This window comes from Reyranella sp. (assembly GCF_004297405.1).
Classification (GTDB): domain Bacteria; phylum Pseudomonadota; class Alphaproteobacteria; order Reyranellales; family Reyranellaceae; genus Reyranella.
In genome coordinates this window covers 269,221-282,642 of record NZ_SCVC01000006.1, presented here as the reverse complement: position 1 = coordinate 282,642, position 13,422 = coordinate 269,221, and the positions used below count along the sequence as shown (strand labels likewise).

The 13,422-nt window shown below is 60.2% G+C and carries 10 protein-coding genes; 7 read left to right on the top strand and 3 right to left on the bottom strand.

Going from position 1 to position 13,422, the window contains the following annotated elements; genetic code table 11:
• Positions 1-5 precede the first annotated feature (5 nt).
• Both pflB and EPO50_RS03510 read right to left on the bottom strand, forming a co-directional pair.
• Positions 6-2,240 carry a formate C-acetyltransferase gene (gene pflB / locus EPO50_RS03515; protein ID WP_367268030.1) on the bottom strand — a complete coding sequence of 745 codons (2,235 nt, stop codon included), beginning with the start codon at positions 2,238-2,240 and terminating at the stop codon, positions 6-8.
• Positions 2,241-2,399: 159 nt separating this feature from the next.
• Positions 2,400-2,933, bottom strand: coding sequence for a GNAT family N-acetyltransferase (locus EPO50_RS03510; protein ID WP_296341266.1), 534 nt, complete (start codon positions 2,931-2,933; stop codon positions 2,400-2,402).
• A 743-nt stretch (positions 2,934-3,676) separates the two neighbouring features.
• Between EPO50_RS03510 and EPO50_RS03505 the strand changes: the two genes are divergently transcribed.
• Positions 3,677-4,912, top strand: a complete 1,236-nt coding sequence (locus EPO50_RS03505; RefSeq protein ID WP_296341265.1) for a tyrosine-type recombinase/integrase — start codon at positions 3,677-3,679, stop codon at positions 4,910-4,912.
• Positions 4,913-4,984: 72 nt separating this feature from the next.
• A complete protein-coding gene (locus tag EPO50_RS03500) occupies positions 4,985-5,851 on the top strand; it encodes a hypothetical protein (RefSeq protein WP_296341264.1) in 867 nt (288 codons plus the stop codon).
• A 30-nt stretch (positions 5,852-5,881) separates the two neighbouring features.
• Here the strand turns inward: EPO50_RS03500 and EPO50_RS03495 are convergent, their stop codons facing one another.
• Positions 5,882-6,496, bottom strand: a complete 615-nt coding sequence (locus tag EPO50_RS03495) for a lysozyme inhibitor LprI family protein (protein ID WP_296341263.1) — start codon at positions 6,494-6,496, stop codon at positions 5,882-5,884.
• Between the two features lie 1,179 nt (positions 6,497-7,675).
• Here EPO50_RS03495 and EPO50_RS03490 point away from each other — a divergent pair.
• From EPO50_RS03490 to EPO50_RS03470, 5 genes are all read left to right on the top strand, one after another.
• Complete coding sequence (locus tag EPO50_RS03490; protein WP_296341262.1) at positions 7,676-8,293, top strand: recombinase family protein; 618 nt, start codon at positions 7,676-7,678, stop codon at positions 8,291-8,293.
• Positions 8,294-9,531: 1,238 nt separating this feature from the next.
• Entirely contained in the window at positions 9,532-9,924 is a 393-nt protein-coding gene (locus EPO50_RS03485) for a hypothetical protein (protein ID WP_296341261.1), read from the top strand.
• Positions 9,917-10,216, top strand: coding sequence for a hypothetical protein (locus EPO50_RS03480; RefSeq protein WP_296341260.1), 300 nt, complete (start codon positions 9,917-9,919; stop codon positions 10,214-10,216). The genes EPO50_RS03485 and EPO50_RS03480 overlap by 8 nt, the downstream gene beginning before the upstream one ends.
• Before the next feature lie 217 nt (positions 10,217-10,433).
• Complete coding sequence (locus tag EPO50_RS03475; RefSeq protein WP_296341259.1) at positions 10,434-11,873, top strand: hypothetical protein; 1,440 nt, start codon at positions 10,434-10,436, stop codon at positions 11,871-11,873.
• Positions 11,874-12,636: 763 nt separating this feature from the next.
• On the top strand, positions 12,637-13,134 hold the full coding sequence (locus EPO50_RS03470) for a hypothetical protein (protein WP_296341258.1): 498 nt from the start codon (positions 12,637-12,639) through the stop codon (positions 13,132-13,134).
• Positions 13,135-13,422 lie beyond the last annotated feature (288 nt).

Genomic DNA, 13,422 nt, shown 5'->3' with positions numbered 1-13,422 from the left:
TTCCCCTACAGGCTGCCGTGGAAGGTTCTGTTGATCACATCGAGTTGCTGTTCACGCGTTAGCCTGACGAAGTTCACGGCATAACCCGACACCCGGATGGTGAGCTGCGGATACTTCTCGGGATGCTTCATCGCATCCTGCAGGGTCTCGCGGTTCAACACGTTGATGTTCACGTGAAAACCACCGCTCGAGAAGTACGCGTCCAGGGCGTTGACCCCCCGCTCGATTTGCTCCTGCTGACTCCCAAGCGCCGACGGTACAACGGAGAGGGTCAGCGAGATCCCATCCTCGGCGTCGTCATAGGGGATCTTTGCGACCGACATCAACGCCGCCAGTGCTCCGTGCGTGTCGCGTCCGTTCGAAGGATTGGCACCCGGTGCGAAGGGTTCGCCCTTCTTGCGGCCGTCGGGCGTATTGCCAGTTGCCTTGCCGTAGACAACGTTGGACGTGATGGTCAACACCGACTGCGTGTGCACCGCCCCACGGTAGCTTGGATACATGCGGATCTTGTTCATCATCGTCGACACCAGCTTCTTGGCGATGTCATCCGCGCGATCGTCGTTGTTGCCGAAGCATGGAAACTCCCCGTCGATCTGGAAGTCGACGACAAGACCGCGCGTGTCGCGCACGGGCTTGACCTTGGCATACTTGATGGCCGACAGGCTGTCGGTGGCGTGCGACAGCCCGGCGATGCCACACGCGAGAGTGCGCAGGACATCGCGATCGTGCAGCGCCATCTCGATCGCCTCGTAGCAGTATTTGTCGTGCATGTAGTGGATGCAGTTCAGCGCATTGACATAGGTCATGGCGAGCCAGTCCATCATCGGATCCAGCCGATCCATAACCTCCTCGTAGTTCAGCGTCTCGCCGGTGACCGGCGCGAGTTTCGGCCCGATCTGCTCGCCGCTCACCTCGTCGCGGCCGCCATTGAGCGCATAAAGCATCGTCTTGGGCAGATTGACCCGCGCACCGAAGAACTGCATCTGCTTGCCTACGCGCATCGCCGAAACACAGCATGCAATGGCGCAATCATCACCGAACTTCGGCCGCATAAGATCATCGGACTCGTACTGGATCGAGCTCGTGTCGATTGACGTCTTGATGGCGAACGCCTTGAAGCCTTCGGGCAGACGCGGCGACCAGAAGACAGTCAAGTTGGGCTCTGGCGCCGGACCGAGATTGTGAAGCGTGTTCAGCATACGGAAGGCCGACTTGGTGACGAGCGTGCGGCCATCTTCGCCCATCCCGCCCAGCACCTCGGTGACCCACACCGGATCGCCGGAGAAGAGCTGGTTATACTCGGGTGCACGCAGGAAGCGCACGACGCGCCACTTGATTACCACGTCATCAATTAGTTCTTGCGCCTGCTGTTCAGTCAGCTTACCGGCACGCAAGTCGCGCTCGATATAGATGTCCCAGAAGGTCGACAGCCTGCCGGCCGACATCGCCGCGCCATTCTGCTGCTTGATGGCGGCGAGATAGCCGAAATAGGTCCACTGCACCGCCTCGCGCGCCGTAACGGCCGGCACTGAGATGTCATAGCCATAGTTCTTCGCCATCTCCTTCAATTCCTTGAGGGAGCGGATTTGCTCGGCCAATTCCTCGCGCAGGCGGATCACCTCCTCGGTCGAATGGCGATGATCCATCTCGTGCCGTTCGCGTTCCTTGTCGGAGATCAGGAAATCGACACCGTAGAGCGCCACCCGACGATAGTCGCCAATGATACGACCGCGCCCATAGGCGTCGGGCAAACCGGTAACGATGCCGGACGAACGCGCCTTGCGGATATCCGGCGTATACGCGTCGAACACGCCGTCGTTATGGGTCTTGCGATACTTGGTGAAGATCTCGCCCAGCGCTGGGTCCGGCTCGTAGCCGTAGGACTCCAGGCTCGCCGCCACGACACGCCACCCGCCGAACGGCATGATCGCCCGCTTGAGCGGAGCATCGGTTTGCAGCCCGACGATGAGCTCGTTTTCCTTGTCGATGTATCCCGGTGGATGGGCAAGAATGCCTGAAGGCACCTGAGACACATCTAGAATGCCCTTCTCGCGTTCCTGGACCAGGAGCGGCTGCAGTGTCTTCCAGATGCCAAGCGTCCGGTCGGTAGCACCCTGTAGGAAGGCCCCGTCGCCTTCGTAGGGTGTATAGTTTCGTTGGATGAATTCGCGCAGATTGACTCTGGTCTGCCAGCTGCCGGGTGCGAAGCCGGCCCATGCAGCGATGTCGCCTTGCTCCATCGCGGTCTTTGTCTTGGTCGCCATCGTGCCCCCTATCGCTCAATGCCCTATCGGGCTCGTGTTGCTTGCAATGGCTCGGTGCAGCTTTCTCTCGAGATATCGTCAGCACTCCGATTTACTGAAGCGGTCGTCGAGTATTTGCGGTTCAGTGATCCATGCTCAGGTGTTTGCGCCACCCAAGAGGTCGAGCGTGACTCGAACGACGCCTCGGTCGCGGTGCGTCGTCATCTTGAGGCCGCAGCGCTCGAACACACGAAGCATTGGCAGATTCTCAGGTAGAACGTCCGCGACGAATGTCTGCAGCTCACTGGCCCGCGCGATGGCGACCAAATGTTTCATTAACTGAGTGGCAATGCCGAGCTTCTGATGCGGGTCGTCGATAGCGAAGGCAACCTCCGCCTGACCAGGCTGCGTTAGAACATACCTTGCACCGCCCACGATAGTCTCTTCGCCACTTTCGTTCAGCACGGCCGCCAATGCCACGTGATTGACGAAGTCCACGTTGAGAAAGAATTCGATTTCCCGTTCGCTGAAGCTGTTCTTCGGAGCAAAGAAACGACGGTATCTCGTCTGTGGACTGGTTCTGTCAAAAGCGGCCAGCATCTCTACGCGGTCGCCAGGCACAAGTGCGCGGATCTCGATCTCCGCGCCGTTACGCAAGCGCTCGCTGGCGGAGTATCGTGCGACGTTCATGCGGCGTCACAAGCAACGGTCAGGCGTTGCCTCGGTTTCATATGCCTGCGTCCGCGTAGCATTCTGGCTCTACACCGCCAGTCGAGAAGTGGTGGACGTACCGTGCCCATTGCTGCCTCTTGGTCAGGAAGCGTAAACCTCGCAGGCTGCGCTGCCCTTGACTTTGATCAAGCTGCCAAGACTTCTTCACTATTCCAAAATCGCCGGGATCGCTGATGGACGGCATTCAAGATCGCACCATCAGTGCTGGCCCGGTATGTCGAGGCGGTGAAATTTTTCTCCGACCAAACATCGAGCCAGCGCGTGCGCAACTAGCGCATCGTTGTCTGACTAGGCAGGTGGGGACAGCGCCTCCCTACCGAGCGTCGTCACTTACATGTCGGGAAAGCACGGCAACGCCTGTTCGCGTCGGACTTCCTACTCAACGCGAGCTGCCCCTATCGAATCGGTGAGTGAACTCCGTACCGACTTGAGGGGTCATGAGCTTTGGAGACAAGCGGCTCGAGAGAGACCGAATGTGCCTAGGGATGCTAAAGGATAGCCAGGAGCTTTGCGGGAAAAGTCAACTGTTGCTGGGCACTTTTGAACCGAATCTCGGCCGGAGAGACGGTTCGCGGGGCGATAATGGCGGAGAGGAAGGGATACTCCGCCAAGAAGCCACAAAACGCACAGACTGCTTGATATCTCGAACGGTTCAATTGCACACTGTGTGGAAGATGTGTGTGGAATGGGTTCCGTCGACTATGTATCTCGTCAAGCGTCATCAAATCTACTGGGCCCTTCATGACGTGCCCAAGGCCTTACAAGGGAAGCTCGGTCGCCGCCTCGCCAAGTCGTTGGAGACCGGCAACAAACTGGAGGCCGAACGCAAGGCCTCCTTGCTCTGGCTACACGACTGGTCGCACAAGCTCGCGGGAGGCGGCCGACGGACCGAGGACTCTCAGGCGTTCTTCTATCGAGAGCTGGTCCGCAATGCCGAGACTGAGCGCGAGCGGGAAGCCATCACAAGCCACCTCGCTGATATCTACTCGGATCGCGACTATGCCGCTCAGGAGCGCGGCGATGCCGAGGCCGCAAATGCCAACTTCCGGCAATTCAAGATCGCAACAGGCCGGCTAACGCCCCTCTCAGAGCATCTAGACGCCTGGATGGACAGTGTCGCGGACACCCCCAAGACCAAGGCCATGAAGCGAGCCGAGGTCCTCAAGCTCGAAAAGGCGCATCCCTACGCCGAAGAGGTTACCGCCGAGGTTGCCAGCAAGTGGATCGCGGGCTTGGGAAAGCAGGCATCGGCCAAGACCATAGGACGCATCCTCTCTTTCCTTCGCGGCTATTGGAAGTACCTGCGGGCCCAAGACGTCCTCAAGGCTGACCCGTTCGCCGGTCTGTCCCCGCCTTCGACGGCCCGCCGTAGGGCAAGCTGGGTGCCCTTCACGGCCACTCAGGTAGTCGACCTGAGGAAGCAAGCGGCGGCCGGTGGCGATCACGAGCTGGCCGATTTGATCACCCTGGCCATGTGGTCGGGTGCTCGCATTGAAGAGCTGTGCAGCCTGGAGATTCCGAACGTCGATCTCCAAGCCAAGGCATTCAAGGTTGTCGACGCGAAAACCGAGGCGGGCCTCCGAGAGGTGCCTATTCATCCGAAGGTCTTGCCAACGTTTCGACGGCTGATAGGCAAGCGCAGGGAGGGCTGCGTACTGGCCCACCTCTCATCCAATAAGTTCGGTGACCGATCCAATGCCATTGGTAAGCGCTTCGGGCGGCTCAAGAGTGACGCTAAGTTCGGCGCGGGGCATGTGTTCCACTCGATTCGCAAGACGGTGGTGACGTTGCTGGAGAATGCGGGAACGTCGGAGAACGTGGCGGCGGACATTGTGGGCCACGAGAAACCCAGGATCACCTACGGCCTGTACTCAGGTGGCGCGAGCTTGGAGGTCAAGCGCAAGGCGCTGGCCAAGCTGCGGTATCCTGCGGGCTAGAGGCAATCACCCCTTCAAGGCCTTCCATGTCAGTGTCCGCCCGCGGTCGTCGAGGTGTGATAACATGCGTCAATGCCGAACGACCTTGACCGCACGAAAGTGACCTTCGAGCAAGCTGAGGGCATCGACCCCCTGCCTGCACAGCTAAAACCCCAAGAACTGTCGCCACCCTTGCGAGCAGGACTGTGGGCAATTCTCCATCGTCATCTCGTTAACGCGACGCAGCACGTCGAGTACGGAAGGCCAGTTCTGAGAGAACCTTGGCGCGGCATGTTGGAGGGGTTGCACATTTGGCATCGCCATAAACCGGCCGACGAGTTCACATCACACAGCGAACCGCATATCGCCGCGATGAAGCGAATACTCATGTCAGGGGCCTATCACGAGGTTTATGGGACACTGCAATATCTCGTTCGCCTTCAATCGTGCCCGATCAGCTTTCGCGCTGATATCAAGCAGGTCCTGTTGTTTCGCAACGCCGGCTACAGATTGATAGATGGCCCGCCGCCGACACTCGTCCCCATTTCGAGCGATGAGGAGGCTGGCATTTCAGCACAGGCCTTCGCCGCCGTAAGCTCCTCTCCGCGATACCAAGGCGCCAAGGTTCACCTCGTGTCCGCCGCCGCTCGGTTGAGCGAAGGCGACTGGGCTGGGGCAATACGGGAGAGCATGCAGGCGGTGGAATCGGTAGCCCGAGTGATCACCGGGGAGAATACATTTGCGAACGCTCTCAAGGTGCTCGAGACCCGCTGGAAGATACACGGTGCCCTCAAGACCGGCTTCGGCAGACTCTATGATTACACAAGCGCAGAACAGGGCTTGAGGCATCCCCTGCTGGACGACCCGAACGCTTCAGTCGACGAAGTGGACGCGATGTTTATGTTCGGCGCATGTGCCGCCTTCGTGACATATCTTGTCAACAAGGCCACGCCCAAGTGACTCCGCAGAAGATCGCACCTACGGGTGCCATCACCCTTGCCGTTCCTTACGCTCAGCGACCTGAGCTTTGATCTCTTCAGTTCGGCGCTCAGTTTCGCTCAGGCCGACCATCAACAATGCAAGCGTAGCATGAGTTCCGCCTTCGAACTCGCGCAACGCAAAGTCTTCGAGTGCTCGCCGGAACTCGCGCCACCGATCTTGCACCACTTCGAAGGCCTGCCACTCGTGGTCACCGAGCAGCAGGCGCAGGTCCATCAATGCCTGCTCCAACTGGGCCTTTGCGACGGTATAAGCTGCACTAGTGCGAGCCTTCATAGCTACATTTGAGTTAAACGGTGATGGTGCTTCCGCATCTTTGGCCAGCGCCTCAACAACCCCATTAGCAGCCGTACTGCTGGTGACCGCGGGATTATGCATGATCGATTCGAACTTATGCACGTCATCCAAAGTCATGCCGTTGTCTCGTAGCTTGGCCGCAAGGTCAGTGACGCTGTTGAGATAAGCGGCTCGTTCTTGCCGCGGGGCACCCGTCCACCAGCGTCTAAGCACGAATACCAGACCGCGCCCAAGCCACCCCAGCAACCCACTGACCAAACCAATAACAGCGGCAATGAGTGTGGCTTCTGCGGGTGTAACCTGGATCATCCGCAACTCTTACCTGACCTGCCATTTCGTGGCGACCACCATGGTTGACTATAGAAGCCCACGGCCTCCCAAAAATTGCGACGTCTCTTCAGAAAAATCTGAGCGCCACCCCCTTCTGGCCGGACTGCGACTCCCCCCGTGCCCCGCCCCGTCCTGTACTCGCGCACGCCCAGGCGCACCCGGCCGCGCACAGAGATGATCACGCGCACGAAATGGCACGCTTCATTGGCACATCGGGCCATCCGATGCTGCTGGCAACCGCAGCGCCCACAAGCGAAGGCCCCGAAGTTTCCCTCGGGGCCCTCTAGTCCTCCTGTCGTGCTCCGTTGGTGCGCTGCTAGGCAGCTTCCGCCTTCACCTTGCGGGCCTTAGCTCTGCCAGTTGATTGCCTCGCCGGTCTAAATGCTGCGGCATGTGCGATGACAACCACTTGCCTGTCCCTCCGGTGAAACGTCCAGCCGTCCACTTCCCTCGCCTCCCCGTCCTTGAGGTCCGCTGGGTGAATGTTGGGATCGAACCATTCAATGATCACTCGGTCCTTGTTTGCAAGTTCAACATCGATACCGTCAGTGTCCCACTGAGATGGTACTAACTTCATGTTCATAGGTTGGTCCCGCTTCTGTGCTGTGTCCTCCAGCGGCGGAGCCACTCCGTCGCCGAGTGCCGTTGAGCCTAGCGAGACTTGATGCGGGGTGAATCCCCTCTTTCGCACTGCCACTAATGGCAATAATTGCGCTCATGCGAGAACTCATCTGAGGGTTCATATTCTATCGGCATCGGGGACTCGTCCGGGTGCTGGGCTTAGTGCAGAAGAGCCGCATTGCCTTGAGAAAATATCGTCTGTGGGGGGCCTTCATGGAAGCGATCGGCCGAGACAATGCCCTTGGGCTTCGCGTCATGACGCCCTCAAAGTCCAATGAAACCGGGCATTCTAAACAGACGCCACTGCGGCGGGACAACGGCGGGGGTGTCGTCAAACTCTCCACTAATGGCAGCAGCGGCGCGGTAAGGTCGCCCTTCTCGGCTGGTGTTCCAAAATCCCCCTCGACGCAATCCTTGAGAAACGCAGCAAACACAACCACTCGACCCGTTGGATTTCAATGTTCCAGAAATAGCTGTTATTGGGACAATCGCGATGATACTCTCCCGTCGCCCACGGAAGCCCTTAGGAGCCCGCCAGTGTCGACCAAGCCCCACCGCGTTGCCCTGTACCTCCGCGTGTCGACCGACGGCCAGTCGACGGCCCTGCAGCGCCGCGAGCTGGTGCAAGCCTGCAAGCATCGGGGCTGGGAGGTCACCGAGGTCTACGAGGATGCAGGCATCAGCGGGGCCAAGGGCAGAGATGGCCGCCCAGCGTTCGACAGGCTTTGCCAGGACGCGACCCGCCGTCGCTTCGATGTGATCGCCGCGTGGTCCGTGGATCGCCTAGGGCGCTCCTTGCAGGACCTCGTAGGCTTCCTTGAGGAGGCGCATGGGGTAGGCGTTCACCTCTACCTGCATCAGCAGGCCGTCGACACGACCACGCCAGCGGGCCGCGCCCTCTTCCAGATGATGGGCGTCTTTGCGGAGTTCGAGCGGGCCATGATCCGTGATCGTGTGAAGGCTGGGCTCGCCGACGCCAGGGCCAAGGGCGTGAAGCTCGGAGCGCCGCGGACGGATGCCAAGGTGCTTCAGCGTATCGAGCGGGAGAAGGCGAAAGGGCTGTCAGTGCGGGCCATCGCCGCCAAGGTGGGCGTGGGTGCAGGAACGGTCCATCGTGTACTCAGTGGCGAGCATGTCTCGCAGGCAGGGGCTTAGACCCCGACGAGGCACGGCCTAGCCCTGCCCCCAAAGGAGATGAACCGTGCTGCCCCGCTATACCGACGGCAAGGTCGTTCTAGACGTCGCGTCGAAGGATGAGCGGCGGCGCTTAGAGATCATAGAGCGAGCGGATGGCGTGTGCCGTTACGTAGAGACCTGCCTGGAGTATGACGAGTACGCTGGCAGCTATTGGGGAGTGGCCTACGAGTCGGGCCTGTATGCGGACCTGGGGCTCGCTCGGAGTGACGCTATCCAGACGACCCCGTGGCTGAGGCCCCCTGAGGAGGAGTGGTAGGCTCCTCTTACGGCACCGAGTTCGAGGACTTCTGGCGTGACCGCTAGGTGGCCATAGTTGGCCCTTGGGGTCCTGCCGTGAAGGAGTCGCCTAGCGGAGCTACGCGCTAAGGCCCCAAACGGACTCATACAGCGCCTTTGCCCCGTCCCGAGTCCTTCCCCCGTCAGCCGAGCGGCAAATCGAGTCTGGTGAGTCTCGTAGGGGCTCCTAGGGGCATCCTGAGGTGAGCGGTGTGGTCCGCCATGAGCGCCAGGACGGAGGCCGAGGGCACGACTCATTGTTGCGTGGTGATCCTCGGTCTGAGCAACAATCAAAAAGTCAGCCCCTTTGCACCACTGGAGGCGTTTAGGCCCTCCTGCCCCGAGTTCAGCGCCTGAATAAATAGAGGGGCCAATTAGTCGGTCCCTTTGCATCAATGGAGGTGATCCCGCGCCGAACCTTTGCAGCCGAGGTCCCGGCGTCATTTGCGTCTGATGGGGTTTGCCTGGACCAAAGCGGAGACCAGCGGAGGCGATTAGGGCCCACCTTTGCAATACCGCCAAGCCTCGGCAGGCATGCAAGGGGGCGCAGCCGTCGATCGCCCTACCTTGGAGGCAATTAGGCCGTCCCTTTGCAGCACCCCAAGCTTCCACATGCAGGCAAGAGCCCTTGATCGCCACGGCCTTCGCCTTGGAGGCAATTAGGGCGGACCTTTGCATAACCAAAACCCTGCGCCGGCCCTGAGCCCGCTCGGGGTGCCCTCAAATTCCTCTTCGCGCACCTCGCCAATCCCTTCGCCCGCCCGTTTCGGTTCTCACCCCCATTCAAGGCCCCGACCTTGGAATGCGATGGATGGTCCCAGGAGATGCACCGGGCGGCAAGGTCCGCGAGGTGTGCGCAAGGCGGCGCACGGTGTCTTCCCCGCTCCCGAGGTCTGTCCTGTCCTCGACCGGGGAGCGCCGTGCGTCGTTCGTCACTCAAATTTCAACACCTCACCTACAAGATGAACACCGAAACCAAAGACACCCCCAACGTAGACTGGGCTGCCATCGAGGCCGGCTTGGAAGAACTGAAGCGCCGCCCCAATCGGCTATCGACCCTCATCGGACCACCCGGAAAAACCCATAGGCAGCAGCTCCGCCTAACCTCCGTTGAGAACGCGGCACTAAAGCTCATCAACGTGACGCTCGCCATGCTCGTCGGCCGAGGCGTGAGCCATGCCCTCGTCCACCGGCTCGCCCTGAGCCTCCTCCTCGACCAGTGCAAGGCCTCGCTGGCCGATCCCGCCGTGGCAACTCGGCTGAGAGCCATGCTGATCAAGGTGCGCGAGGAGCGCCGCGCCGAGCATGCGTGATCGAGACAAGCAGGATCAGCTCGCGCGGACCTGGGGTTTGATGGCGGATGCAGTTGAGCGAGCCTTAAGGGCCGAGACACCTAGCGCTGCAACACTTGCCGCGGCCAACAAGTGGCTCGACGCCAACGGAGTTACTTTTGAAATACTGAAGAGCTGGCGACGCAACGGCCTGGGGTTTACCGGCCCACTTCCGACGTTCGACGATGATCCCATCGAAGGCACCGAGGAGACCGCCACGTCTGATCCGCTCCGCGTGGTGCCGTCCTTCGTAGCTTCCGACAGCAACGGCTAACAGTCCCCACAGCCTGCCCATAGTCGCGGGCACGAGGGGGCCTCAGGGCGTCGACCACGCCCCCAGAGCTTTCTCTTATCTACCTCAACGTACTTCTTTCGCTCGCTGATTTTCCTCTTGTCGGATCAAGGGGTTAACAGGCGCTTGGTGCCGTTCGCCTCCCCAGGTCGGCACCACGATCACCACTAAGGGGAACCCCATTTAGGACTAAAGCCGCGTGGCACATGACCTGCAGATAACCGACCGCACCCGGTCAGAGACGACACAACCCTCCACCATCACTGCCCTTCCCGAAATGGTCGTCATCGACACCATTCCCGGTGGCTATAAGACGACGTTCATCATCAACCACATGAACAAGGCTTACGAGAACCACCTCGCGGACAGGTTGATGGGAAGGACCGACGAAGATGGTCTCCCTCCGCGCTTCCTCTACGTCACGCCTCTCCTAGACGAGGTAGAGCGGGTTAAGGAGAAGTGCCCCGACCTCCGCTTCCGAGACCCTGTCCCAGTACATGGCCGAAAGTTCTTCGACTTGGAGCGTTTGGTCGAGGCCGGTGAGAGCATTGCGACAACTCATGAGTTGTTCAGGATGCTTACTCCCGCCGTGGTTAAGAAGCTTCAAGACCGAGCCTACCATCTGGTCATCGACGAAGTCCTGACGTGTGTCGACTACTTCAAGTACGACGAAGATGACGTCCAAATGTTGTTCAACCAGAAGATGGTCTCCATTGAGGAGTCGACCAATCGCCTTCGCTGGAACCACGACCTGTGGCCGGACTACGACGGCAAACATCAACAGGTAAAGAACCTGTGCGACTGCGGAAACTTGGTCGCTTGGACGATGGATGAGGCCGGCTTCGTCCCAGGTAAGAAAGGCAGCCTCCTGTTGTGGGCTTTTCCGACTACCTTTCTCGCAGCATTTCAGACTGTCCACGTCCTCACGTACCTCTTCGCAGGGTCACCAATGAGGGCCTACCTTCAATCTCAGGGCGTCGAGTTCAGCCTTCAGACTGTCGTCAACCAAGGCAAAGGTTTGGCTCCGTGGTCGCGGGCGGCCGAGGGTGAAGCAAAGGCACGCATCAGGAAGCACCTCAAGGTCTACGAAGGTCCCCTCAACGCCATTGGTCGTCGCCCTCGTGGCACTCGTGCGAACCCAATGAGCAAGAACTGGTTCCTGAAGGGTGGAGAGACGATCACCAAGCGGGCGCGGTCGGCGGCAACAAACCGCTTCCGTCAACTCGTGCGCGATCGCTTCTGCACCTCCCGAGAGATCGCTTGGACGACCTTCAAGCCATTCCGCAGCAAGCTGGCAGGCAAGGGCTACAAGCACCACACCCAGTGGATTCCACTCAACGCCAAGGCCAGTAACGAGTACCGGCACAAGACTGCAGTGGCCTACCTTGCTAACCGCTTCGCGCTACCGGAGATCAAGAACTTCTTCGAGAGCTTCGACATCGACATCTGCGAGAACGTCTATGCCTTGAGTGAAATGCTTCAATGGCTCTGGCGTAGCGCAATCCGCGACGACAAGGACCCGAAGGACGTTCACGTCTTCATCCCATCGGAGCGCATGCGGGAGCTGCTGAAGCTTTGGCTGTCGTGTGACGACGCCGAGACGTTCGTGAGGAAGGCATCGGAGTTCACGCTTCGATAGCTTGATCCACCTACGGCCCCTAGGTTCACCTAGCGCCACTTCGAGGGCTGTTCCCTGCGCCCCCTCATGTCTACCTGTGGGTAGGCACGAGAAGACAACGACCGGAGCCCCCGAGGAAAAAACGCCAGAGACCTTTAACCAAGTCTCGCCCAGTCGCCCCTTGGCGCGATCACACAACGACGTGCCCGCGCTTCGGCGAGGGGGGGCCACACCTCTCTTGCCTACCGTCACCATCGAAGAGCCTTGAGGCCCGGACCACAGTTCCTGCGGGAGCTTTGGCATGGAGAACTTCGCGGTCGATCGACGGCGGGACGCGAGAGGGGTGTGGTCGCCCCTCATTCGAACTCCGCCCTCATCGAATCGAAAGGCTCCTCCATTAAAACCTCCACCGCTCCTCCTCCGAAATCACCTCTGCCGCCGCCCGTCCCTCCTGCCTGGAATGCCAAGTGGGCCGGTCGATTGCGTCGGCGTTACGGGATTGCGACCCCGATGGCTCCTGACGACGAAGACAACCACCCCGATGAAGTACCCACGTAAGTCCCAGGCGGCCTTCCTCCGTGAAGCCCGCAAGGGAGCCCTAAGACCACCTCGCGCCACCCGCCCTAGCCGTCGCATGGCCCCGTCCATTGCCGCGAACACCAAGCATCGTTGCGAAGCTCGCCACTGCTTCCGGTCACGACACAGAGTCGGCAGGTACTGCAGAGAGCACGGTGCCCGCTACTGGGAGACTGGCGATCCGGTCGCCCTCAACATCGGGCCTCGGATGTGGCGGCCCTTCTTCCAGCAGGCCGAGAAGTTCGTCACTCAGCATCTGGTCGACGATCATGCTGCCATCTCTGCAGCAGTCCGGTGGATCACGAATGAGATCAAGGCTGCCGAGTCGCCTACCCGCTTCGATGACCCTGCGTTACTCGACTACTGGTCGGCACTCCTCCGGGTTCACCGGAGCGGCATTGAGGCCACCGAGCTGCTTGCAAGATGGGTCTCTGGTGAACTGGCGGACGATCGCTTCACTGGCGAACCCGGCCCTCGCTATGCATCTGACACCCATGCCGCACATCAGCGGGCACGCCTGCTCCTCTACGTGAAGCCCCTCAACCGGCCGGCCTGGGCGAAATGCCAAGTCGAGCCTCAGGCCTCACGAGGCCGCACACGACTCCTCTGGCGGACCCGTGCCTTTGCCTTCGAGCGATGGAACTCCGCGCTAGGGCTTCTCGCCGTCAAGGCAGCCGACGCTATCCGACAGCAGCACCAGCAATAGGCGCACCCGTCGTCACCACCCTTCAATGGAACTCATGACTTACCTTGCCAATACGCCACCACCCTCGACTCCTCCGATGCTCCCGTCGGACCTTCCTCCTCCACGACTTCCCAGCGACGAACCTCTCGGCCTTCCGAGCGATCGTCTCGAGCCCCCGTGGCAACTCCCTAGCGACGCGCCCCTTCGGATCATCTTGCCATCCGACCGCATGCCACCCGCGTCGCCAGAGCGCCCGCACTAGCAGCGTCAAGCAATCACCAGCCCCTCAACCTCACTCAAGAGAACTCA

What these genes read in the sequence shown, in the direction of transcription:
- pflB (WP_367268030.1), bottom strand. Translation starts at nt 2,240, where the DNA reads ATGGAGCAAGGCGACATCGCTGCATGGGCCGGCTTCGCACCCGGCAGC.
- EPO50_RS03510 (WP_296341266.1), bottom strand. Translation starts at nt 2,933, where the DNA reads ATGAACGTCGCACGATACTCCGCCAGCGAGCGCTTGCGTAACGGCGCG.
- EPO50_RS03505 (WP_296341265.1), top strand. Translation starts at nt 3,677, where the DNA reads ATGTATCTCGTCAAGCGTCATCAAATCTACTGGGCCCTTCATGACGTG.
- EPO50_RS03500 (WP_296341264.1), top strand. Translation starts at nt 4,985, where the DNA reads ATGCCGAACGACCTTGACCGCACGAAAGTGACCTTCGAGCAAGCTGAG.
- EPO50_RS03495 (WP_296341263.1), bottom strand. Translation starts at nt 6,496, where the DNA reads ATGATCCAGGTTACACCCGCAGAAGCCACACTCATTGCCGCTGTTATT.
- EPO50_RS03480 (WP_296341260.1), top strand. Translation starts at nt 9,917, where the DNA reads ATGCGTGATCGAGACAAGCAGGATCAGCTCGCGCGGACCTGGGGTTTG.
- EPO50_RS03470 (WP_296341258.1), top strand. Translation starts at nt 12,637, where the DNA reads ATGTGGCGGCCCTTCTTCCAGCAGGCCGAGAAGTTCGTCACTCAGCAT.